General features: G+C 48.1%; 20 protein-coding genes and 1 tRNA gene. 7 read left to right on the plus strand and 14 right to left on the minus strand.

The window, feature by feature from the left end; all coding sequences use genetic code 11:
• Window positions 1-27: 27 nt before the first annotated feature.
• The 4 genes from ACQ5ES_RS01590 to hexR all read right to left on the minus strand — a co-directional run bounded on the left by ACQ5ES_RS01590 (window position 28) and on the right by hexR (window position 7,834).
• Window positions 28-3,012, minus strand: a complete 2,985-nt coding sequence (locus tag ACQ5ES_RS01590) for a TonB-dependent receptor (RefSeq protein ID WP_445014216.1) — start codon at window positions 3,010-3,012, stop codon at window positions 28-30.
• A gap of 33 nt (window positions 3,013-3,045) precedes the next feature.
• Window positions 3,046-5,679 carry a family 16 glycosylhydrolase gene (locus tag ACQ5ES_RS01595; RefSeq protein WP_445014217.1) on the minus strand — a complete coding sequence of 878 codons (2,634 nt, stop codon included), beginning with the start codon at window positions 5,677-5,679 and terminating at the stop codon, window positions 3,046-3,048.
• A gap of 179 nt (window positions 5,680-5,858) precedes the next feature.
• Window positions 5,859-6,869, minus strand: coding sequence for a type I glyceraldehyde-3-phosphate dehydrogenase (gene gap, locus ACQ5ES_RS01600; RefSeq protein WP_445014218.1), 1,011 nt, complete (start codon window positions 6,867-6,869; stop codon window positions 5,859-5,861).
• A gap of 110 nt (window positions 6,870-6,979) precedes the next feature.
• The gene (gene hexR / locus ACQ5ES_RS01605; RefSeq protein WP_445014219.1) at window positions 6,980-7,834 is read right to left on the minus strand and encodes a transcriptional regulator HexR; all 855 of its coding nucleotides are present in this window, start codon (window positions 7,832-7,834) and stop codon (window positions 6,980-6,982) included.
• Window positions 7,835-7,949: 115 nt separating this feature from the next.
• On the opposite strand from hexR, the gene zwf reads away from it, so the two are divergent.
• From zwf to ACQ5ES_RS01630, 5 genes are read left to right on the plus strand one after another with little or no spacing between them, the layout of a single operon-like run.
• A complete protein-coding gene (gene zwf, locus ACQ5ES_RS01610; RefSeq protein ID WP_445014220.1) occupies window positions 7,950-9,422 on the plus strand; it encodes a glucose-6-phosphate dehydrogenase in 1,473 nt (490 codons plus the stop codon).
• The gene (gene pgl / locus ACQ5ES_RS01615) at window positions 9,419-10,111 is read left to right on the plus strand and encodes a 6-phosphogluconolactonase (RefSeq protein ID WP_445014221.1); all 693 of its coding nucleotides are present in this window, start codon (window positions 9,419-9,421) and stop codon (window positions 10,109-10,111) included. The genes zwf and pgl overlap by 4 nt, the downstream gene beginning before the upstream one ends.
• A gap of 18 nt (window positions 10,112-10,129) precedes the next feature.
• Window positions 10,130-11,947 (plus strand): phosphogluconate dehydratase, encoded by a 1,818-nt coding sequence (gene edd, locus ACQ5ES_RS01620; RefSeq protein ID WP_445014222.1) that lies wholly within the window; start codon window positions 10,130-10,132, stop codon window positions 11,945-11,947.
• A 28-nt stretch (window positions 11,948-11,975) separates the two neighbouring features.
• Complete coding sequence (locus ACQ5ES_RS01625; RefSeq protein ID WP_445014223.1) at window positions 11,976-12,983, plus strand: glucokinase; 1,008 nt, start codon at window positions 11,976-11,978, stop codon at window positions 12,981-12,983.
• Complete coding sequence (locus ACQ5ES_RS01630) at window positions 12,980-13,615, plus strand: bifunctional 4-hydroxy-2-oxoglutarate aldolase/2-dehydro-3-deoxy-phosphogluconate aldolase (RefSeq protein WP_445014224.1); 636 nt, start codon at window positions 12,980-12,982, stop codon at window positions 13,613-13,615. Before ACQ5ES_RS01625 ends, ACQ5ES_RS01630 begins: the two co-directional genes overlap by 4 nt.
• 42 nt (window positions 13,616-13,657) lie before the next feature.
• Here ACQ5ES_RS01630 and ACQ5ES_RS01635 read toward each other — a convergent pair whose 3' ends face one another.
• The 6 genes from ACQ5ES_RS01635 to ACQ5ES_RS01660 all read right to left on the minus strand — a co-directional run bounded on the left by ACQ5ES_RS01635 (window position 13,658) and on the right by ACQ5ES_RS01660 (window position 18,425).
• Entirely contained in the window at window positions 13,658-13,867 is a 210-nt protein-coding gene (locus tag ACQ5ES_RS01635; protein ID WP_126762161.1) for a cold-shock protein, read from the minus strand.
• Window positions 13,868-14,082: 215 nt separating this feature from the next.
• A complete protein-coding gene (locus tag ACQ5ES_RS01640; protein WP_445014225.1) occupies window positions 14,083-16,212 on the minus strand; it encodes a sensor domain-containing protein in 2,130 nt (709 codons plus the stop codon).
• Window positions 16,213-16,646: 434 nt separating this feature from the next.
• Window positions 16,647-17,384 (minus strand): Crp/Fnr family transcriptional regulator, encoded by a 738-nt coding sequence (locus ACQ5ES_RS01645; RefSeq protein ID WP_445015352.1) that lies wholly within the window; start codon window positions 17,382-17,384, stop codon window positions 16,647-16,649.
• A gap of 73 nt (window positions 17,385-17,457) precedes the next feature.
• Window positions 17,458-17,772 carry a BON domain-containing protein gene (locus ACQ5ES_RS01650; protein WP_445014226.1) on the minus strand — a complete coding sequence of 105 codons (315 nt, stop codon included), beginning with the start codon at window positions 17,770-17,772 and terminating at the stop codon, window positions 17,458-17,460.
• A 211-nt stretch (window positions 17,773-17,983) separates the two neighbouring features.
• Window positions 17,984-18,060 (minus strand) — tRNA-Val (locus ACQ5ES_RS01655).
• A 143-nt stretch (window positions 18,061-18,203) separates the two neighbouring features.
• Window positions 18,204-18,425 carry a hypothetical protein gene (locus ACQ5ES_RS01660; RefSeq protein ID WP_445014227.1) on the minus strand — a complete coding sequence of 74 codons (222 nt, stop codon included), beginning with the start codon at window positions 18,423-18,425 and terminating at the stop codon, window positions 18,204-18,206.
• 82 nt (window positions 18,426-18,507) lie between these two features.
• Here ACQ5ES_RS01660 and ACQ5ES_RS01665 point away from each other — a divergent pair, with 82 nt between their 5' ends.
• Window positions 18,508-18,951, plus strand: a complete 444-nt coding sequence (locus ACQ5ES_RS01665) for an RrF2 family transcriptional regulator (protein ID WP_445014228.1) — start codon at window positions 18,508-18,510, stop codon at window positions 18,949-18,951.
• Here the strand turns inward: ACQ5ES_RS01665 and ACQ5ES_RS01670 are convergent.
• The 4 genes from ACQ5ES_RS01670 to ACQ5ES_RS01685 all read right to left on the minus strand — a co-directional run bounded on the left by ACQ5ES_RS01670 (window position 18,905) and on the right by ACQ5ES_RS01685 (window position 22,543).
• Window positions 18,905-20,104, minus strand: coding sequence for a vWA domain-containing protein (locus ACQ5ES_RS01670; protein ID WP_445014229.1), 1,200 nt, complete (start codon window positions 20,102-20,104; stop codon window positions 18,905-18,907). The genes ACQ5ES_RS01665 and ACQ5ES_RS01670 overlap by 47 nt on opposite strands.
• Window positions 20,104-20,940 (minus strand): AAA family ATPase, encoded by an 837-nt coding sequence (locus ACQ5ES_RS01675; RefSeq protein WP_445014230.1) that lies wholly within the window; start codon window positions 20,938-20,940, stop codon window positions 20,104-20,106. The genes ACQ5ES_RS01670 and ACQ5ES_RS01675 overlap by 1 nt, the downstream gene beginning before the upstream one ends.
• Before the next feature lie 9 nt (window positions 20,941-20,949).
• Window positions 20,950-21,339 carry a DUF6746 family protein gene (locus ACQ5ES_RS01680; RefSeq protein ID WP_445014231.1) on the minus strand — a complete coding sequence of 130 codons (390 nt, stop codon included), beginning with the start codon at window positions 21,337-21,339 and terminating at the stop codon, window positions 20,950-20,952.
• A gap of 109 nt (window positions 21,340-21,448) precedes the next feature.
• Entirely contained in the window at window positions 21,449-22,543 is a 1,095-nt protein-coding gene (locus ACQ5ES_RS01685; protein WP_445014232.1) for a DUF3080 family protein, read from the minus strand.
• Here ACQ5ES_RS01685 and ACQ5ES_RS01690 point away from each other — a divergent pair.
• A complete protein-coding gene (locus ACQ5ES_RS01690) occupies window positions 22,542-23,162 on the plus strand; it encodes a riboflavin synthase subunit alpha (protein WP_445014233.1) in 621 nt (206 codons plus the stop codon). The two genes, ACQ5ES_RS01685 and ACQ5ES_RS01690, sit on opposite strands and share 2 nt — an antisense overlap.
• The last annotated feature ends 9 nt before the right edge of the window (window positions 23,163-23,171 follow it).

The raw sequence follows: 23,171 nt of genomic DNA on the forward strand, positions 1-23,171 counted from the left end.
TTGCTCAAACCTGTGTCCGGGCCCCCATTAGAAGCTATATCTAGCTCCCAACGAGTACCGTGGACCATACTGACGGGCGAAGAGGAACTGTTCTTCATACCGTCCGTATCCTTGCTCGGTCTCATTGTTCAGGTTGATACCTTCAAAGAAGACCGTAAAGCGATCCGTAATGTCATAGTTTATGCTCATATCCAACTGGCCGTATTCCTTTGCATACTGCGGCGGAGCATCAGCTGAACCTTGTGACTGACCGACACCAATCAGATAGCTATCGCGCCATGCGTATGTGACTTTCACTGACACACCATGTTTCTCATAGAATGCCTGGAAGTTGGCTGAGTCACTTAACCCGGTTAGCGGTGCTTGTTGGGTCAAACTTTCGGTATCAAACTCAACGTCACCTTGCACGACGGTTGCGTTTACACCCAGACCAAAACCGGATTCACCGAACAAATGTTGCACGGCAAATTCGAAGCCATCGACACTTTTCTTATCGGTGTTGGTGGGTTGTGACACATTCCATACAATTAATGGGTCATTAGAGTTAGGCTCAATTGCGCCATCTTCGTTACCGTGACCATTGGCCAGCATCTGCTCAAAAATTGCGCTGCTGGTGGCCTGCTCATCACGCCCTTCGATATCAGCTATGGCCTGTTGGTAACGCGGACCGTTCAAAATATCGCGTAGGCCATCTATGGTAACTTCGGTAATTGTGGTTTGGATGAAGTTATCCACTTCTTTACGGAAGTAACCAACAGCCGCATAGCTACCTGGCGCGTAGTAGTACTCCAATGCCAAGTCGAGGTTGGTTGACTCGTATGGCAACAAACTTGGGTTACCTTGTGAACCGGTACGTGAACCGGGTTTCGGACTGCCGCTTAGTGAACGACCACCCGCTAAAAAGCCGAGTGGGGCACGTGAAATCGTTTTACCGGTGGAGAAACGACCGACCAATTCATCGGTAAATTCAACCTTCAGGTCCAACATCGGTAATAACACGTCGTAATCACCGGTTAACGTCAGGAAGCTGGCTTCACTTTCTGGCTCATATTGCATGATCCATTCTGATGCACTCACCCAGTTGACCTGGCTTTCAACACGTTGACGGACGGTGCTGCTAACATCGGTTTGCTCGTAGCGTACACCAAAATTTAACTCACTAAAGTACCCGGCAATTTGGAACTCCCAGTCAGATTGAATAAACACCGCATCCGTTACTTCGTTGACGATACTGCCGTAGCTGCCATCCAGGCCTCCGACGATATATGCGTCACTGCCCATCAAAGCTTCGGTCAAATACGCTTGTTGGCGTGCAACAGCTTCGTCAAAGTCATAGGTGTAGTAGTAGTTGGTTAATAAATCACTTCCGCCGCCGGCGAATTGATCCAGGAAGTTACTGGTGCTTTGGCGAGTGAACATGCCATCAGGGAAGATTTGCGTAAACGATGGATTGAAACCTGGGCCACCGACCAAACCACTCCAACCGTTCGAACCTCGCATCTCCTGGTCGGTACGTGACAGGCCACCGGTGATTTTCATTAAAGGTAAACTGAAGGTGCCGTAGTTGTACCAATCGGTTTTAAATTGGTATTGCTCAACATTTGATTCTCCTGGGCGGCGGAAAAACTGGCTGAAGTTAGAGTCAATTTCACTTGGGGCCAGCACATTGGTACCGTTATTCCAGTTGACCAAAATTTGCGGGATATCGCCATTACGAAAATCATAGATTTTCGAACGTAATTGGTCAGAGCCCAAAATGACCTGGCCGAACAGGTTACTGCCCGGGTCGGCGCCATCATCGGTTTCATTACTCGAGTCGTGGGCGTCAAACCAGAAGCGTAACGAGTCGCTATGGTCATAGACAATATTCAGGCCGACAGACTTCGCCTTAACTTCGGTTGTGCCTTTTTCCGCAGTAAATGAACCATCGTTACCAGCGATATCGGCGTACAAAGCGGTACCATTATTATCGAGCTCGTACGAGTTGATGTTGCCACCGAACTCGTTCCAGATCCCCCAACCGAATGCGGTGCGGCCAGTAAGAGCTCGGCTTGCAGTGTAGTCAGCGGTGAATACCAGGTCGTCAGTTGGGGCAAATTGCAGCGTTAACTGACCATTGGTACGTTCCTGACTCAAATCCTCGATGCCATAGTTCATGTCTTTCGGGAAGAAATGATTGCCGACACGATTGCCTTCTTCATCGACCGGGCGGGGATCAATGACCTGTGACTCATCCAGATCAGGCAACGGCACATTGGCCTGCCAACCTTGAACGTTGGCACGTTGTACCTGGAAGTCACGACGATAGTTTGATGCTGAAAAGGCGATGCCAAACATATCGTCGGCAAAGGTATTACTGTAGACGGCGGAGATCTCTGGGGTAATATCGTCACCTTGCTCGACCGAACTATCGTGCATGCCTTTCGCCATGACCGCAAAACTTTGCCCCGATTGCGCTAATGGCCGTGTGGTCACGATATTCACCGTTGCACCTAATCCACCACTGGGCAGGGCAGCACGAGCTGTTTTGTAAACCTCCAACGCACTCACACCCTCGGAGGACAAGTTCTCAAGGTTATAAGAACGCGTGTAGCCGGTACCTGGCATTTGCCGTCCGTTTAGCGTGATTAGGTTAAAGTCGGGACCAAAACCGCGCACGGTGATCTGACTTCCTTCACCATTGACCCGACTGACCGAGACACCAGTAATGCGCTGTAGTGATTCAGCCAGGTTGGTATCAGGGAACTTACCCATCTCTTCGGCAGAAATGGCGTCGACGACGCCACTACTGTTGCGTTTAAAATCTGCAGAGCGGGCCAAGCTGCCACGGATACCGCGGACCTGGATGACTTCAACTTCGTCAGGATTCGTTTGCTGCTGTTGTTCCGCTTGCTCTTCTTGCGCTGTATCTTGAGCCGTATCTTGAGCATAAAGGGGCGCCACTAAACCTGCGGTAAGCACCAGAGAGATGGCTGCAGCGACCGGACTTTTCATAAACGTAATGGTTTTCATAATTGTTTTATTCCGTTTCTGTTGTCGTACGCGTTAGAAATTCGCAATTTCAACGTTATCAATTTGATAGACCACACCCTGGCCAGTACCCCAAGCAGGGAAGACCATGATGACGTTGATATCACTGAGATCGAGTCCCGCATCAAATAAGTCTTGCAGCGGGAAGTTATAACGCGCCCATTCACCAACTACTGGCGCCTGGCCGTAATTGCCTGAGGATAGCGGTAGTTCAACTGCAGTTGCAGCACCGGTAGATTCGACTTTGAAAAACCAGTCGGTTTCACCGCCACTTGGCGCAGTGACAATACGCATATCGAAGCTGACCGCGCCGTTAGCAAGCATTGCTGAGGCATCATAAGAAACGCCTTCATCAGCGAGGAAACCAAGCACTGTTTCTGGCCAACCGGGTATTTCAAATTGAGCTACAGAACCATAAGGTGCGCCAGCGTCAACAACCTGCGGAGTGCTACCCGCACAGCAATCCCACAGCGACCAGCCGGAAGCGATAGTGTTTTCGAATACCGTTAAACCGTCATTGCCAGCACTTGGGTTATAAATGCGCGCTTCGTCGACGCGGTAAACTGCGCCATCGCCGGTTCCCCAGGCTGGGAAGATCATGATGACGTCAATAGCCGATACATCGAGTCCTAAGTCCGCTAAAGTTTGCAACGAGAAGGTGTACGTTTGCCATTCACCGGTGACTGGCTCTACGCCAGCACTGCCGGTGGTTAGATCAACCTCGACTGCGGTAGACGCGCCATCGGATTCAATTTTAAACTTCCAAACGGTACTCGCTGGTGGGCTAACGACTTTCATATCGAATTGCACCACACCTTCAACTTGAATCGCTGATGCGTCGAATTGAATACCACTACCATCTGGTGGTTTGAAGCCCATGACCGTAGGGGCTGCGCCGATAGCAAACTCCGCCACCGGGCCGCGCACATCATCGTTAACTACACTTGGCGTGCTGCCACCACAACAATCCCATAACGGCCACTCGGGATTTTCGGCATCGCCAAACAAGACCAGTTCTGGTGATGGACCTTCAGGCGCAGCAATTTCCACATTGGTTAACAGGTATTCAGCGCCTTCACCGGTGCCCCAGGCAGGGAACACCATTACCACGTCGATGCCAGAGACATCGAGGCCCATATCGGCTAGCATTTGCAGCGGAAAGGTAACCGTCTGCCATTCACCTGTTGCAGGTGGCAAACCTTCAGAGCTTGATGAAATGGGCAGTTCAACTGCGGTAGAACCCTCGTTACTCTCGACTTTAAATAGCCAAGTCGAATCAGTATTTGCTGGTGCTGATACTACTTTTATGTCGAAACTAACCGAGCCATTTTCAAGAATAGGCGAGGCATCAAATGGTGAAGGAGAGCCATTTGGATCAGTAATAAAGGGGTCACGACTGATAAATCCGTTTACCGTTGGCGCTGCACCGACAGTAAAACGATATGCGTTACCGGCTTCCGGATCTTCGACGATATCGGGGGTTGAGCCACCGCAACAATCCCATGCAGGCCAGTTTGGGTTCGCCGTGCCAGCAAAAATGGTTAGATTACTAGCGACACCATCGGAAGGCGGAGATGGAATTGGAGCTTCACCCTCAACCAGGGTTTCTTCGTCTTTGTAGCCAGCACGAATAGTTTCACAGCCACGACCGGTGTTCGGGTTCTGGGCACACTGATAGACTCGCACATAGTCAACTTCAAGCGTCTGACCGTTAGCAAAAGCCTCTGGGTCAACACCTAAATTATTGACGTTTTCCGGCCAGTTACCGCCAACCGCCAGGTTCATGATCAAGTGAAAGCGTTGGTCAAACGGTGCCGCGTCGTACACGGTTTCCAGTTCACCTGTGGCTTGATTGAAATATTCGGCAAACCAACCGCGATGGCGCAAGCCAACGGCTTCACCTTTGCTGTTATAGCGTACTGATGATTCCATTTGCGTCTGATACAAGTAGCCGTCGACGTACCAACGAATCTCGCCTTCTTGCCATTCAATGGTGTAGGTATGGAAGTCATCGGCCGGATTTGCTCCGCCGGGTAGGGCATAGGCCTTGCCTGATGAAGAGTTGTCTGGCGCGTCACGACCGTAATGCAAGGTTCCGTAAACATGTGACTCGACAGTACCTTCGTCATCTTCAGTTTTTAAGTTTACTGCTTCAACAATATCGATCTCGCCAGATTTTGGCCAACCGCCATAAACTTCATCTGTCGGGAACATCCACACCGCTGGCCAGGTGCCTTGTCCAAACGGCATTTTTGCGCGAACTTCAATACGACCGTATGTGAAATCACCCTTGTATTTACTGTTTAAACGGGCCGAAGTATAAGGTTTCTCGGCACCTTCATCGGCAGGTAGAGCAACTATTTTTAGCGTGTTATCAGAAACAAATGCATTATCAGAACTATCAGTGTAGCACTGTTGCTCTTGATTCCCGCCGCCAAGGCAGTTGACCTCAAAATTCCATTTATTAGTGTCGACTGAGCTTCCGGAAAACTCGTCACTCCACACCAACTGCCAGTCACTGACCGGTGCCGTCGTGTCTACAGCTTCAAAGTCTGAGTTAGTCTTTACATCGCCACCACCACACCCGGCCAGGCCAAGCGTTATAAAGAGTGCCGCCATGTGACTCTTTTTTATTCTAATGTTGTGCATAACTGAGTTCCTGATTGTTTACTCGCGTTGTTCTATTGTTGTGCTGTTATCGTCACGCCGAAGCTTACGATTTGTTATTATGTAAGCGCTTTCATACCATAGAACAAGAAATTCTAAGCGTCAATCATCTCTGTTTAAAAACTATGCTTTATATAATCAAGATATTGATTTAGAACAAGTTAGTTGTTTTGATGCCAGGCAAGAGTGGTATCAAGCATACGCTGGCTAAAGCCCCATTCGTTGTCGTACCACGCCATAACCTTAACAAGACGTCCGTTGACCCTGGTTTGATTGACATCAAACACTGCTGAACTTGGATTGTGATTAAAATCAACGGAGACAAGCGGTAATTCGTTAACGCTAAGTACATTGGCTAGCTGCGGTTGCTGCGCCGCTTTAACAATGATTTCATTCACTTCTGTAAGGCTGGTTTCACGCGCTGCGATAAATGATAGGTCGACTAACGAGACATTTTGCGTCGGCACGCGTACAGCCAAACCTTCAAAGCGTCCTTGTAGCTCTGGAATAACCAGTCCAACTGCTGCTGCGGCGCCGGTTTTCGATGGAATCATAGAACTGGCAGCTGCCCGGGCCCGCTGGGGATCTGGATGATAGGCGTCCATTAAACTTTGATCATTGGTGTAGGCATGGATGGTGGTCATCACGCCAGACTCAATACCTAGTTGTTGATGTAACGGCTGGGCAATAGGAGCTAAACAATTGGTTGTGCATGAGGCATTGGAGACGATCGTCATGGCGTTAGTCAATTGCTCATGGTTAACGCCATAGACGATGGTCGCATCGGCGTTTTTTGCAGGTGCAGAAATCAAAACCTTCTTTGCACCTGCGCGCAAATGAGCTGCAGCGCTTTCACGTTCGGTAAACAAACCGGTGCACTCGTAAACCACATCAATGCCGAGTTCATCCCAGGGTAATTGCTCCGGATCACGCTCACTTAATAGCGCGATAGCTGTGCCATTTACGGTGAGGGTAGTTGACTGCTGGTGCACCTGACCGGGGAAAATGCCATGCACGGAATCAAATTTTAGTAAATGAGCATGAATGGCAGGGGCACCAAGATCGTTGATGGCGACAATTTCGATATCAGCTTGCAGTTGCCGTTCGCACCATGCCCGCAGGATATTTTTACCAATACGGCCAAAACCGTTGATAGCTACTCGGATGGTCATAAAGTCCTCACTTGATTGTAATCGCTGGGTCAGAAATGAAATTTGTAATAAAATTACATTAGAGCAGGCAATAATCAAGTGGTCGGGCATTAAAATGTAAAATAATTACATTAAGGGGTTGCTGATTTATCAAACCGCGAGTCACGTAAACTTTCTTTAATCAACCGTAATTTGTCACGGAAATCAGGCCCACGGCGCAACGTGTAGCCGGTGATTAATACATCGATAAGCACCAGCTGCGCAATACGCGATGCCATTGGCATATACACGTCAGTATCTTCAGGTACCTGACTGGAGAGCACAATGGAGCATTCATTAGCAAGTGGACTTGGATCGGCGGTAATACCTAACACCGTAGCTTGGGTCTGGCGGGCAATGGCGGCTATTTCGCATAGGGCTTTGGTTCGCCCAGTGTGACTAATAAACACAAGTACATCCTGTGGCCCCGAGTTTATTGCCGCCATGCGCTGCATCATCACATCGTCGGAGAACAGCACTGGCGTATCAAAGCGCAAAAATTTGTTCTGCGCATCATGGGCGACCGACGCTGAAGCACCTAAACCGAAAAATGCAATTTTCCCGGCATTACTTAAAGCTTCAATTGCCAGCGCTAGGCGAACGATATTAATGTGCTCACGCGTCACGTTCAGCGCTGCCATGGTCGACTCGAAAATTTTGCCGGTGAAATCTTCGATACTGTCATCTTGCTCTACATGGCGGTTTACAAAGGGGGTTCCTTTGACCAAACTTTGTGCAAGTAACAGTTTAAAATCTGGGTAACCTTTGGCACCAAGAGTACGGCAAAAACGGTTAACTGTGGGTTCACTTACATCTGCAAGCTGAGCTAGTGCGGCTATGCTTTTATGAATTGCACGGTGTGGGTCTGCTAAGATGACATCTGCGACCTTGCGCTCTGATTTACTTAATGATGCGACTTCGCTGTGCAATTTTTCAAGTAGGTTCATGTTCGGTATTCCAGATTATTATTTGTAATTTTATTACATTTATTGGATTTATCGAGAATTCACTGTTAGCATCCTAGCTGATTTGTTGCAAAATTACATAACCACGAGGCAAATAATGACAACAGCTGCTGAATGTTGCGATCTCATTCTATTTGGTTCGCTCGGCGATCTCGCGCGGCGCAAACTGTTGCCAGCGTTATATCAGCTCGAAAAAGCGGAACTCTTGCATGAAAACTCCCGCATTATTGGCGTCGCACGCGATGCTATCTCGGCGGACGACTTCCGTGAGCGAGTAAAACGGAGTTTAAAAGAATTTGTAACTAAAGAACAAATCGACGATAAGGTGTGGCAGCGCTTCTGTAACAAGCTGCAGTATTGTGCAATCGATTTATCTGATCTGGAAGCCTACACAGCGTTAGCTGATCTTACGACACCCGAGCAGCGTACGCCAATTTGTTATTTTGCAACACCCCCTAGTTTATTTCCGGTTATTTGCGACGGGCTGGGCAGTATTCAACTCAATAAAACTCCAGCGCGAGTAGTACTGGAAAAGCCATTGGGACATGATTTGGCGTCTTCACGTGAAATCAATCAACATGTCGCCCGTTATTACGACGAATCGCAAGTGTACCGAATTGACCATTACCTAGGTAAGGAAACAGTGCTCAACCTCCTGGCCTTGCGCTTTGCCAACTCGATTTTTTCTGATCACTGGAATTACGACACCATCGATCACATTCAGATCACTGCTGCAGAACAGGTGGGGGTTGAAGGGCGGTGGGGTTATTACGATGATGCCGGTCAGCTGCGCGATATGGTACAGAATCACCTGTTGCAAGTACTTTCACTGATTGCAATGGAACCACCGACGCGGCTCGATGCGGACAGTATTCGCGAAGAAAAGCTTAAAGTGCTCAAATCGTTGCGCCCCATCACCGAAAATAACGTTCGCGAGGATACGGTGCGTGGTCAATACGCAGCTGGTTTTGTCGGGGATAATAAAGTACCGGGCTATATGGAAGAAGAGGGCGCAAGCGGAAACAGCGGTACCGAAACCTTTGTTGGCTTAAAGGCACATATTGATAATTGGCGCTGGTCTGGGGTTCCCTTTTACCTGCGTACTGGCAAACGTATGCCGCAGAAACGAACCGAAGTAGTGATCACGTTCAAAGCGCAGCCGCACAACATTTTTCATGAAACCCTGAGCCAATTACCACCCAATCGTTTAATCATTCGTTTGCAGCCTGATGAAGGCGTTGAAATTCAGATGATGAATAAGATCCCAGGATTGGGAAAACGTATGCAATTGAAACCCACGACCCTTGATTTGAGCTTCTACGAAACTTTCGAAAACAAACGTATTGCTGACGCTTATGAGCGGTTATTGCTGGAAGCCATTGAAGGCAACCAATATTTATTTGTGCATCGTGACGAAGTGGAACATGCGTGGCGTTGGATTGACGGTATTCGCTCAGCATGGGCACGCCTTGAAGAACCACCTAAATCTTATCCAGCAGGAACCTGGGGCCCGGTCGCTTCAGTAGCGCTGCTGGCCCAGGATGGCCGTGAATGGGACGATGAATCATGACAGTGAATGTGCAACGGTTTAGCAATGATACCGACTTGGTGGCGTATTTTAACCGCAAGTTGCGTTTGCAATTGGAACAAGCAATTGACGAACGCGGACATGCGTATTTAGTGGTGTCAGGCGGGCGTACACCGATACCTTTGTTTCAGCTATTAGCCAAGCAGCAACTGGCCTGGCCACGCGTGACCATCGTTTTGGCTGACGAACGCTGGGTGCCGCCAAGTGATGCCTCGAGTAATGAGAAGCTGGTGCGCGAGCATTTGCTCCAGGATCAGGCTGCTGCGGCAAAATTTGTTAGCTTGTTAAGCGCCGCCGACGATCCTCACGATGGCGAACAAGAGGTTAGTGAACGATTAGCGCAACTCCCAACCTTTGACGCGGTAATTTTGGGTATGGGTGAAGATGGCCACACAGCATCACTGTTTCCCGGTGCCGATGAATTACAACGTGGCTTAACCACTGACGCTGCTGCGCTGGCGGTAACGCCAAAAAACGCACCTTTAGCGCGTATGTCGATGAGCAAAAAGCGTCTGCTAAACAGTCGTCAAATCTATTTTCACTTAAGTGGCGCAGCGAAAGCAGCGGTGCTTGATCACGCTCTAGCTGAGCAAGATGTGGAATCGATGCCGGTTCGAGCGTTTCTGCATCAGCAACAGGTACCCGTTGAGGTTCTGTTGGCATCGGACTAAGAGTTCAAGGAGTTTGTTATGCATCCGGTTATTGAACGCATTACCCAACGTATTGAAGCACGCAGTGCCGCCGAGCGGCAGCGCTATTTAGACAAAGTCGCGCAGGCCCGTAAACAAGGTCCGCATCGCGGCGCGTTATCCTGTGGTAATTTAGCGCACGGCTTTGCCGCTTGCGGCAAAGAAGATAAAGGTGGATTGCGCAGTCTTACCAAAGCGAATATCGCTATTGTGACTGCCTATAACGACATGCTTTCCGCACATCAGCCGTATCATGACTATCCGGATAGATTGAAAAACGCCATCCGCGACGTTGGTAGTGTGGCGCAAGTCGCTGGTGGTGTGCCAGCGATGTGTGATGGCGTCACGCAGGGCCAACCCGGTATGGAACTGAGTCTTATTAGCCGTGATGTGATTGCCATGGCCACGGCGGTAAGCCTGTCGCACAATATGTTCGATGGTGGTTTGTTGCTCGGTATTTGCGACAAGATCGTTCCCGGTCTTTTGCTCGCCGCGTTAAGCTTTGGTCACTTACCTTTTGTATTTGTGCCTGCAGGGCCGATGCCGTCGGGCATTACCAATAAGCAGAAAGCGCGCGTACGCGAGCTCTACGCTGAAGGTAAGGTTAGTAAAGATGAATTACTTGAAGCTGAAGCCGCCTCTTACCATGCCCCGGGTACCTGTACCTTTTACGGTACGGCAAACTCGAACCAGCTGATTGTTGAGATTATGGGACTGCAGTTGCCGGGTTCGTCGTTCGTTAATCCTGGCTCAGGGCTACGCGACGAGCTCACGCGAGTGGCTGCCCAGCAAGTGACTCGGATTACCGACCTGGGTACGGACTATCAACCGATTAGTTCGATTGTCACGGCAAAAAGTCTGGTGAATGGCATCGTTGGCTTGCTGGCGACCGGCGGCTCAACGAACCATACCATGCATTTAGTTGCGATTGCCCGCGCTGCTGGATACATCATTGATTGGGATGATTTTGCCGAACTTTCCAGTGTGACACCATCAGTTACCCGAATATATCCAAATGGTGAGGCGGACATTAATCACTTCCAACGCGCCGGTGGCATGGCCTATTTGATACGCACATTGCTCGATGCAGGCTTGCTGCATGAAGACGTAGAGACGGTCGCGGGACCTGGGCTCAAGCGTTACACTCAACGTCCTGAACTGGTGGACGGCAAAGTACAATGGGTCGATGGACCCACCGAATCACTGGATACTGACGTGCTCCGTAGTGCCGCAACGCCGTTTAGCGACCATGGTGGTTTATCGGTATTACAAGGTAATCTAGGCCGGGCTGTTATTAAAACCTCGGCCTTACCTGAGGACCGCATGAGTATCACGGCACCGGCGGTAGTGATGTCGAGCCAGCACGAGTTGGATGCGGCATTTAAAGCGGGCGATTTAGATCGCGATTGTGTTGTGGTGGTGCGTTTTCAGGGGCCCAAAGCGATTGGTATGCCCGAACTTCATAAACTAACACCACCTTTAGGTGTGTTGCAGAAACGTGGCTACCGTGTGGCGCTGGTGACCGATGGTCGTATGTCGGGTGCATCGGGTAAAGTGCCGGCGGCGATTCATGTGACACCAGAAGCTGTTGATGGTGGGTTAATTGGCAAAATTAAGGATGGCGACTTGGTGCGGGTAGATGCCGAGAGCGGTGCCTTAGAGTTGTTAGTTGACGCCAAAGAACTTGAACAACGTCCGCAAACCACTCTAGATTTAAGTGCCAGCCATGAAGGTATGGGCCGTGAACTATTTGGTGGTTTTCGTACACATTTCAGTGGTGCCGAGCAGGGCGCATGTACGCTGTTTGCCGATACCTGAAAAATTAACCTAAAAATAAGTGATTGCTATGGTAACTGATACCACGAATATCAATATCGAAGGCCATGCAGTGGTGGCTGATATTGGCGGCACCAACGCACGCTTTTGCCGTATTAATCTGGCCACCTTTGAACTCGATCGCATTCAGGTATTTGCTTGTGCTGATTATCCAACGTTAAACGACGTCATGGAGGCTTATCGGGACGAGCAAAAAGTTGCGTTAGAACACGTTGCTATCGCGATTGCCTGCCCAGTAGACTCTGACCAAATCGATATGACCAATCATCATTGGCAATTTTCGATTCGCGGTGTGCGTAAATCTATGGGGCTGAAAACCTTCATTGTGCTCAATGATTTCGCCGCTGCAGCAATGAGTTTAGTTACTTTGGAACCGCACGAATTGAAACAAATTGGTGGCGGTAAAATTGATCCTAAAGCACCGAAAGCAGTGTTAGGTGCGGGAACCGGGCTTGGGGTTGGTCACCTTGTTAAGATGCCCGACGGCAGGGTTATGCCGCTGCCGGGTGAAGGTGGACATGTCGACTGGGCACCTACTAATGAAAAAGAATGGGCGATTCATCGCTTTATTGCCAATCGGTTCGGCAGGGTCTCTGCAGAGCGGGTGTTATCTGGTCCGGGGTTAGAAACTCTTTACCTGGCCTTGGCTGATTACCATGGTCGTAACGTGGTCCCCTTAAGTGCAGCAAAGATTGGCCAACGTGCCCTGAGTGGAATTGATACCTTAGCAGTGGAAACTGTAAACCAATTTTTTGCTAGCCTCGGTAGTTTTGCCGGAAATCTTGCGCTTACCTTAAACACCTATGGTGGGGTTTATATTGCCGGAGGTGTGGTTCCTAAACTCATGGGACTAATGACCACTTCGAATTTTCGCGCTCGGTTTGAGCATAAAGGGCGCTTTTGCAAAGTGGCAGAGGCTATTCCGTGCTTCGTTATAACTGCCGAGTACGCCGGATTGCGTGGTGTAGGCCAGTACCTGAAACAAACGTTGCAGCAATCAAAGAAGAGTAAATTATGAGTTTCGAAAATTGGACGTTAAAAGCGGATAAACTCTTTAACATGGGTCCAGTAGTGCCGGTGATGGTCATCGACCACTTAGAGGACGCATTACCGTTAGCCAAAGCTTTGTTAGCTGCGGACATACGGGTGTTAGAGGTGACCTTGCGAACACCTGTGGCGCTTGAGGCCATACGTTTGCTGCGTGATGCATTACCAGAGGCCGTGGTCGGTGCCGGTACGGTCACAACGCCGAAGCAGCTGCAGCAGGTTACCGCTGCTGGTGCGCAGTTTGCTATAAGTCCGGGTATTACCACCGAGTTATTGACAGCGGGTGCTGCCGGTTCGATTCCGTTACTTCCTGGTATCGCGACGATTTCAGAACTGATGCAGGCGCATGCGTTAGGCTATCGGCATTTGAAGTTCTTTCCCGCTGAGGCGGCAGGGGGCACTGCGCTGTTAAAATCGATTGCCGGTCCGTTCCCAGACGTACAGTTTTGTCCGACGGGAGGAATTCATCAAAATAACTTTCGCGATTATCTGGCACTGCCTAATGTGCGTTGTGTCGGAGGCTCGTGGATCCTACCAAAAACGGCTATAGCAGCGAAAAACTGGCAAGAAATTACGCGGTTAAGTCAGGCCGCGCGGCCATAAAAAAAGGGACCTTGCGGTCCCTTTTTTAGTCGTTCGCTTAAATTAAAGCGCGACGATGTTTTCTGCTTGCGGGCCTTTAGGACCTTGCGTAATCGTGAACGATACGTTTTGGCCTTCGGCTAAGGTTTTGAAACCGGTGCTAGCGATTGCGCTAAAGTGTGCAAACACGTCTGCGCCACCTTGCTGCTCGATAAAACCAAAACCTTTCGCTTCGTTAAACCACTTTACAACGCCATTTACTGTATTAGACATAATATTTATCCTGAAAATTTTAAAAATAGCCGTCATAGCTGATGCCATTGACGGGATCATGCGGGTAAAAAATGGAGATTTAAAACTACAGGACGAAGATTTACTACTAATAATGCGACGTAACGAGGTTTAACTTTCAAATTCTTATCCAACGCCGCCTACAATACGCTTATTCTCAGCTAAGTCAAACTTTAATTGAAAAATAAATCGAACAGTTACAGCAGAGGGGCAGGCTTATGTATTGCGTAGCCCTGGCCATAATCGATGCCGATATCTTGTAAATGGGAAATCAACGCTTTGTCTTCAATACACTCGGCGATCGTGGCAACATCCATGACGCGTGCGATATTTTGAATGGATTGCACAATCATCTCACCTATCTGATTAGTAAGAATGTTAGTGATGAATCCACCATCTATTTTTATGTATTTAATGGGTAATTTATCAAGATAATTAAACGTCGCAACGCCACTTCCAAAGTCATCGAGAGCAAAGTTTATTCCGATCTCCGCTATTTGTTGCATCATTTCGGCCGTTCGCGATAAATTTGCCACCGCTGCGGTTTCAGTCACTTCCAGGCAAAGATTCTCGGCCTCAACTGTGGGGAAGTCGACAAGTAATTGTTCAATAAAACTTTTGAAACTTGGATTGCTTAGGGTAATCCCAGAGGTATTTATAAATAACTTTGGAATAGCCTCTCCGGTTTCTTGCATCGTTACTATGGCTTGGCAAACTTTGCGAATGATGTGCCGGTCGAGCTGTTCAATAAGACCAAAACGTTCGGCTGCGGTGATAAATGAGCCCGGCGGAACCAGTGTGCCATCGACATCGACCAGTCGACTTAAAATTTCCTTATGACAGACGGTATCGGGATGACTTAAGGCAACGATATCTTGCGCATAAAGTACAATACGATCTTCGCGCATGGCTTCTTTCAGACGGCTAACCCAGTCCATATCTTTCATTTGTTGATAGATATCTGCATCGTTTGGGTGACTCACCTGAATTCGATTACGGCCTTTGTCTTTCGCTAAAAAGCATGCTGAGTCAGCAAAGCTCAGTGCATCGGAATAACTAATGCCGATTGAGCTGCCAAATTCGGCAATGCCTATGCTTGCAGTAACACTGTATCTGTTGCGATCCCAAAAAAATGCAATGTCATTTATGCGCTGGCTCAAGCGCTCGGCGACTATCACTGACTGTTCTGTATTGCAATTTGGTATGAGCATAATAAATTCATCGCCGCCCACACGTGACAAAAAGCCGAACTTACTTTCTTTCTGCAAAGCGTCTGCTACCTGTACTAATAACTCATCACCGGCATTGTGGCCGCAACGATCATTGATAATTTTAAAATGATCTAAATCTAGGTAAATAAGTGCATGAGAGCCTTTTTTACTATCAAGTTCAGTGCTTCGTTTTTGTAATTCCCGGCGATTAAATAACCCAGTGAGAGGGTCGTGTGTCGCTTGATAGGAGACCGTTTGAGTTAAATTATGTGCTTCGGTTACATCGTGTCCTTGCACAAAAATTCCGGTAACCCGATGATTAGTATCAATAATGGGTTGATAAACGAAATCGATAAAAGTCTTGCGCGGATTAGCTTCGTCTTCCGGGTAAGCGTAGAACTCCATTGCCTTGGCAGAATAAGGCTGGCCTGAGCGACGCACTTCATCAAGCAGTGCAAGGAGACCTTGCTCTTCAACTTTAGGGATCGCATCCACCACTATTTTGCCAATAATATCGTGCTGCCCGACAAGGTTTGTGTAGGCTTGGTTAGCCATTTCAAAACGATAATCGTCACCGCTTAATATGCAGACAAACCCTGGGGCTTGTTGAAATAGTTCCTGAATTCGAGCACGTTCCGTAGACAGCAAGTCTAAGAAACTCATGTGCTGATCAAACTGTTCATTAGAACTTAAACTAGCAAGGGACGATGGGTGGCTTGCACTTTTTAAATTGACGAGCTCAGTGATATCCGAAGGCTGATTAAGAATGTACTCAACATTGCCTTGGTCATCCAAAATAGGGGTATTTACCACCGCCCAAAAGCGACTTTCACCTGCAGTTGGCCAGTCATATTGAAGACAAGGAATACGGTCGGTTTGCTTAGACTTAATTACCCGACGAAAAGACGCGAGTAGTTTTTCATTTTGTTCTTCATTACCACTATTCAACGCATCTAATAAGGTGCGACCGACCATGCTATGTTTTTTCAACCCCACCAGTTTTTCGTAGGATTGATTACAGTTAACCACTGAGAATGAGGTATCAAAAACAACCACTGGGGACAGGCTATTATCGAATATTTTACGGTAATCAGTCGGTTGGTCCGTTTTTTCCATTTGCTAAACCCAGTTTTTTGAAGGTGGTACAAAAGCAGCCACCAAACAGGTTATCATTTACCCAAAATAAAAGCTCATTAAAGTGCTGAAAATTACCTTTATCAGAGCACCTCGTAGCAGCAGAAAAGCTGCTGGAATGGTGTTTCGAGCTCACATTCACGCGATTAAAAAAATAATTGGTTATATGTGCGCTACATAACCGAACTATCAGTCGAAATACGACAAACTCTATCAACAACCAGACATCGGTGTGTTGGTTGATGGAAGAACGAGGTAATTATGAACAAACCCACTGAAAAACCACAGGCCCCTCAGGGCAACCAAGATAAAAGCGGCAAAGGTCATTAGCAACAGCACCGTAAGTGAGCGCTGGTATCCGGTTAATGATACCAGCGCTATTTACAGTTTGTTTTAAGCAGCATTGTATGACGATGTTAACTTCTAAATTGTGGAGGGTTGCCGGAGTAGTGCATTAGTCGTTCAGTTTCGGTTTTCACTACCCGGTAACATTCGCAAGACAGACGTTCGAGTTTTGCCCGATCAGTGACCACAATATGCCCGCGGCTGTAGTTAATGACACCCTGTTTATGCAAGTGCCCGGCGGCTTCAGTAACCCCCTCGCGGCGCACTCCAAGCATGTTAGCAATCAGCTCTTGGGTCATGACCAAATGATTGTTTTTAACTAAGTCGAGGGATACCAACAACCATCGGCAGAGTTGCTCTTCAATATGGTGGTGGCGATTACAAACCGCTGTTTGCGCCATTTGCGTGAATAATGCCTGAATATAGCGCAGCACCAACAACATCAGTTCGCCATGGCGATTAAATTCATCTAATATACGCCGTCGTAGTAGCCGATAGGCAAAGCCAGAGCTTTGTACCACAGCGCGACTGGTGCTGCTGCCACCGCCCATGAACACTGATACACCCACAATACCGTCATCGCCGACCACAGAAATTTCGGCGGACGAGCTATCCTCCAAAACGTTCAGTAAAGAGACAATACAAGTGGTGGGGAAATAGACGTACCTTAATAATTCTCCCGATTCACAAAGGACTTTGCCGAGTGGCAGTTCTATAATTTCAAGATATGGGAAAATCCGCTTTTGTACGTCGGCCGATAACATTTTCAGCAGATCATTTTGGCTCGGTGAATGAATGCCAGCAAGCATTGCTCGCTGACTGGCGGGCCATTGAGTTGTTGCTGGCATAGTCCTAATCCTTCTGAAAAATCGACTCTGATAGTTATTGCTTCAAGCGCATCGAGTTTTTTACTGAGGTTACGCCGGTTACTCCACGAGCTAATCTCACTGCCGTGTTCATGTCGTTGGTTGAGCTAACGAAACCACTGAGTTGCACTTCACCTTTAAAGGTTTCAACGTTGATTTCACTGACAGCTAAGTCGGGATGATTGAAAATCGCAGCTTTAACTTTGGTGGTGATCACTGAATCATCGAAGTATTCGCCGGTACTCTCTCGCTGCGGTGAAGAACCACAGGCGCTAAGTAGCAAAGCGCTTAAAGCAAGAAAAAACGCTACATAAAGGGCACGAGAATTCATTATCTGAGGATCCTGTGGGCAATCAACCGAGTTGGCTGAACTCTCAGTATAGCTCTTTTTTGTTATTTGCTATGTGCGCTATCGCACAGAATCCGAGCTGGAAGGTTGCCACATTTAATTATCACCAAGCTGATAAAGGACGAGCATGCCCGTTGCATTCCTATGAGCCAGGGTTCCAAGATTTTAAAATTGCAGAAAGTCTGAGAAAAAGTGGTGCGTCCGAGTAGACTCGAACTACCGACCCCTACCATGTCAAGGTAGTGCTCTAACCAACTGAGCTACGGACGCACATTTCATTGAGGAATTCGCGAAACGCGAACGGGCGATATAGTATTCATTCACCGCGACGGGTGCAAGTATTTTTCGCGCTATTTTCGCTGCAATACGTGCGTTTGTTCGGTTTTTGCGCAGTAAGCGATGCTCGCGGCTCTTTAGCGCAATACTTGGCCGAGTTGATTTTGTGCAATCAACCGAATTACGTAAGACACTTTAAACAATCCCGCCAGTAAGATCTGCAAAAAATGTAGTACTGCAATTAACATTAAAGGGAATTGTGCTTCCATTCCCCATGCTAAATACGCAACAATTAGGAATAACGTCAAGAATATAACCATGGCGGTATTGGCACCGCGCAGAAGAGTGTTTGCTGTCATAACACACATCCATAATGTATCTTTGATAAAGCGCATTATTCATGTATCTTTGAGTAAGATCAAGTTTTTAGAAGGCTGGCACATGCAGTTAAAGAAATATACCGACTACGGTCTACGCATTTTGATGTATTTGGGTGCCCACGAATCTCGGGCGGATGCACCTAAGTTGACCACGATTCGGGAAATCTGTGAAACTTTTAAGCTATCAGCGAACCATGTAAATAAGGTCGTTCATCATTTAGGACGGTTGCAGCTGATTGAAACGCGCCGCGGGAAAAATGGCGGTTTCTTTCTGGCGAAAGCGCCTGGCGAGATAACCTTGGATTATGTGATACGCCAGCTGGAGGGTGATGAGCCCTGGATAGAATGCCACAACCCTTATTGCGTGGCATTACCGGCTTGTGAACTGAATGGCATAGTGGCACGGGGAAAAGAAATTTTTTATGATTATTTGGCGCAGTTCACATTAAACGACTTACTTAAGAAGCAGGGGCAGTTGCTGCAGATTTTTTCAACAACGTCGTAATTGCCGCGCTGATACCGTCTAGGGTTAACGGATACATGCGCGCGCCCATAAGCTCGTGCATCATGTCGATGGAATGGTGCCAACGCCAGTGTTCCTGTGGCTGCGGATTTAACCACACGGCGCTATCGAAATGGCGTAATAACCGATGCATCCATACCGTCCCTGGCTCTTCGTTCCAGTGTTCAACGCTGCCGCCCGGGTAGGCTATTTCGTACGGACCCATGGTGGCATCACCGACGAAAATCAGCTTGTAATCACGTCCGTAACGGTTGATAAGTTCCCGTGTCGGTGTTTTTTCGCTAAAGCGCCGGTCGTTCGATTGCCACACCTCTTCGTACACGCAGTTGTGGAAATAATAGAACTCCAGATGCTTAAATTCACTACGTGCTGCGGCAAACAACTGCTGACACTCATAAATAAAATCATCCATAGAGCCGCCGACATCGAACAACAACAGCACTTTTACTGCGTTGTGGCGCTCGGGTCTCCATTGCAAATCAAGTAAACCGGCTTTCTTCGAGGTTGCGCGAATAGTTTCATCAAGGTCTAATTCTTCAACACTGCCAGTACGTGCAAATTTGCGCAATTTGCGCAGCGCCAGCTGCATGGTGCGATTATTCAGCTCGCCTTCAGTGTCGAGATCGCGAAACTCACGCTTATCCCATACTTTGACGGCACGGCGCGCATTCGAGCCGTCCTGACCAATACGAATACCTTCTGGATTGTAACCGTAGGCACCGAACGGCGACGTTCCACCCGTGCCAATCCACTTGTTGCCGCCGGCATGACGCTCTTGTTGCTCCTTCATGCGTTCCTGAAAAGCTTTGAGTAATTCATCAAGACCGCCCATAGCTTGTAGCTTGGCTTTATCTTCATCTGTCAGCTGGCGCTGCAGCGAGCGGCGTAACCACTCTTCCGGAATAGCGCTGGATAAGTCGACCTGTTCAACGCCTTCGAAGTATTCCGCAAACGCCCGATCAAACCGATCGAACTGACTCTCATCTTTCACTAGGGTCAGTCGCGCAAGATAATAAAAAGCTTCAACATCGGCAAATACGATCTGCTGCTTGAGGGCATTAAGTAAATCGAGCAGTTCGGTGATGCTGGTTTTTAAGCCATGCTTACGCAGACAAAAGAAAAACTCAATTAGCATTAGCTTTCCCGGCGGCGTGACATAAAGGCCAGTTTCTCGACCAACTGAACGTCTTGTTCATTTTTCAGTAAAGCGCCGAACATCGGCATGAGGCCACTGCTTTCTTTTAACTGTTTTACGTCAATATCCTCGACTAGCAATAGTTTGAGCCAGTCAATCAGCTCAGAGGTGGACGGTTTTTTCTTTAAGTTGGGTAATTTGCGCACATCGAAAAAGATGTCCAGTGCCGTCTGCAGCAAATCCCGCTGAATATTGGGGTGATGGACATCGACAATTTTCGCCAGCGTTTCCGCATCAGGAGAATTGATGTAGTGAAAGAAGCAACGCCGTAAAAAGGCATCAGGCAACTCTTTCTCGTTATTTGAGGTGATCACCACAATAGGCCGGTGCTTCGCGCTGACTTGTTCGCCAGTCTCATAAACATGAAACTCCATTTGGTCGAGTTCATGTAATAAGTCGTTGGGGAACTCAATGTCCGCTTTATCAATTTCGTCGATCAAAAGTACCGGCCGCTCGGCAGCGGTAAAAGCTTGCCAGAGCTTACCCGGTTTGATGTAGTTCGAAATGTCATGCACCTTGTCGCTACCGAGTTGGCTGTCGCGTAAACGCGACACGGCATCGTACTCGTAAAGACCTTGCTGGGCTTTCGACGTGGACTTAATCTGCCAGCGCAACAAAGGTACCCCAAGGCTCGTCGCAAGCTCTTCTGCAAGCTTAGTTTTACCGGTGCCGGGTTCACCTTTTAGCAAAAGTGGTTTCTCGAGCGTCACTGCGGCCTGTACTGCGAGCGCTAATTCATCGGCAACGATATAATTTGAGGTACTGCTAAATTGCATGAAAAATCCTTATTTTTTGACGATTTTCGCCGAAGTTTCTAAGTAAATCTTACCTTGTTTTTTTACCGTATCATAATCCATCGTTTCTGATGCAATATGTACTTCTTCTAAAACTTCCTGCAAGGTATCCACTTCTTCATCGAGCTTTTGTAAGGCGTTTTCAAGGGTATAGCTGAGTTGGTGTACGGTTGCCATATCTTCTGCAGTGAGCTCACCATCAGCCATTAACTCGGTCATTTTTTCATTAAAGCTGGCGAGGTTAAATAACGCTTGATCAAGGGTTTTAGCCGGTTGACCTTTAAAGTGCTCATAGCGTTGGTCTTCATCAGCTTGCGCCACTGTGGTTGTCATAGTGGCAAGACCTAATAATGTAGTAGCAACAATGAATTGCAATTTCATAACAAAACTCCCTGGTGGTGTGTAATAAGTTGGTTGTTAATGCGAATAGTTATCAATAATAACCCAAGCTTGTTGATACACCAACCGCGTGAGTGGTGAGATCTGTCGCTCAATCTCCAGGAGTGAAGCCACAAGCTGCAAAGAAATCTTGCCAAGGTTGTACGTGCTGGCGGCTGGCCTGGTTTAATTCTGTTGAAATCTCGATCAATTGTTGGATGTGATGATTCAGTGCGGGGAGCGCAACCTGTGCGTTTAAGTGTTGTAGTCGCTGATTGATCGCATAGCCTTGTTCAGTGAAGCGTGCCAGTTGTGGCTGCACCTTAGCAATAAAAAATTTAACAAACACGGTATGTAAAATCTTCGCTCGTTGGGGGATACCTACCGAACTACAGCCGCTGGCAGTCGTCAGGTTTGCGATTAACGGGTCTAAGCGCTGCAAATAGGCATATTGTTCGAATAAGGTTCGCCAAAGGCGCGGCAGGTAGTCACTTTGGTGTAACGTTTTAAGCGCTTGTTCTACTTGCTCCTGGCTCGGGAGCGTTGTTGTTTCGCCGGCCATTGGCACAAGGGATGATTTTTGCATCAGTCGCAGCACGGTTTCGAGCGCTGTCAAGGCACTGGCAAAGCGTTCACTATCTGCTGTTGTCAAGGTATTGCCGGCAACGCGGAGGGTGTGACGCAGAGCTTTGTCCGTGGCGATAGCGTGTTGCTTGGCGGCAGGAAGGTTGTCGCGTTTTGCTTGTAAAGCAGTAGCAAGGCGTTTGGCTAATGCACTATCGTTACGCTCAAATTTGGTTACACAATCCTGTAACCTGGTGACCAGTTTGAGGTCGGTGTGATAACGACTTAGACCTCCTTCTAACTTACCTAATGCACTATTACGTTCAGCAATCAACAGGCTTGCGGCACATTCTTCAATGCGCCAGGAATCTAATAACGAAATACTCACCCGCGGAATTTCAACACGTAAATCACGCACTTCAGGTAGCCGTGGCACGGGTATAGCTTGGTATGCGATCGGTGCGCGCTCGAGCGTGTTGGCAACTCTGCCTTGATAGTCAATAAGTGGAGCCAGCGCAGACGGTGTCTTACTGCAGCCGGTAAGCAATACAATTACGCCGATGCCGCAAAGTGCGTAGCAAAAGCGTTGGTAAAACCGTACAATACGGCCATTCACGAATTGTCGAGGATGTCGTTTCATCATGTTCACCGGTATCGTTCAAACGCAGGCTGAAATTATTGCTATTGAGCAACGCGAACAGTTTCGTCAACTGCAACTGCGCGTGGCGCCCCAGTTTCTCACCCAATTAGAAATTGGCGCTAGTATTGCTATTAACGGTTGTTGCCTGACGGTGGTTCAATTTAGCACAGATACGGTAAGTTTTGACGTGATTGATGAAACCCTGCGCCTGACCAACCTTGGTGAGCTCAAGATGGGTTCGGCGGTGAACCTTGAACGTTCTCTAAAAGTAGGGGATGAAATTGGTGGGCATCATGTGTCGGGCCATATTCACACCACCGGAACCATTGAAACCATTACCACAACCGATGACAATGTGACGCTGTGGCTCGACTTCCCTGCGACGTTTAAACCTTATGTGTTCGGTAAAGGCTTTATTAGCGTCAATGGCGCAAGTCTTACTATCGGCCAGGTGCATGAAAATCGTTTCTCGCTGCACTTAATACCAGAAACCTTGCGTCTGACGAATCTGGCGACGGTTGTCCCCGGCACCAGGGTTAATCTGGAATTTGATCAACAAACCATCACCATCGTCGACACCGTAGCGCGCATCCTGCAAGAAAAGTCCGTGCCCGGACTTTGAATAACGCTC

Source organism: Pseudidiomarina xizangensis (assembly GCF_052541995.1).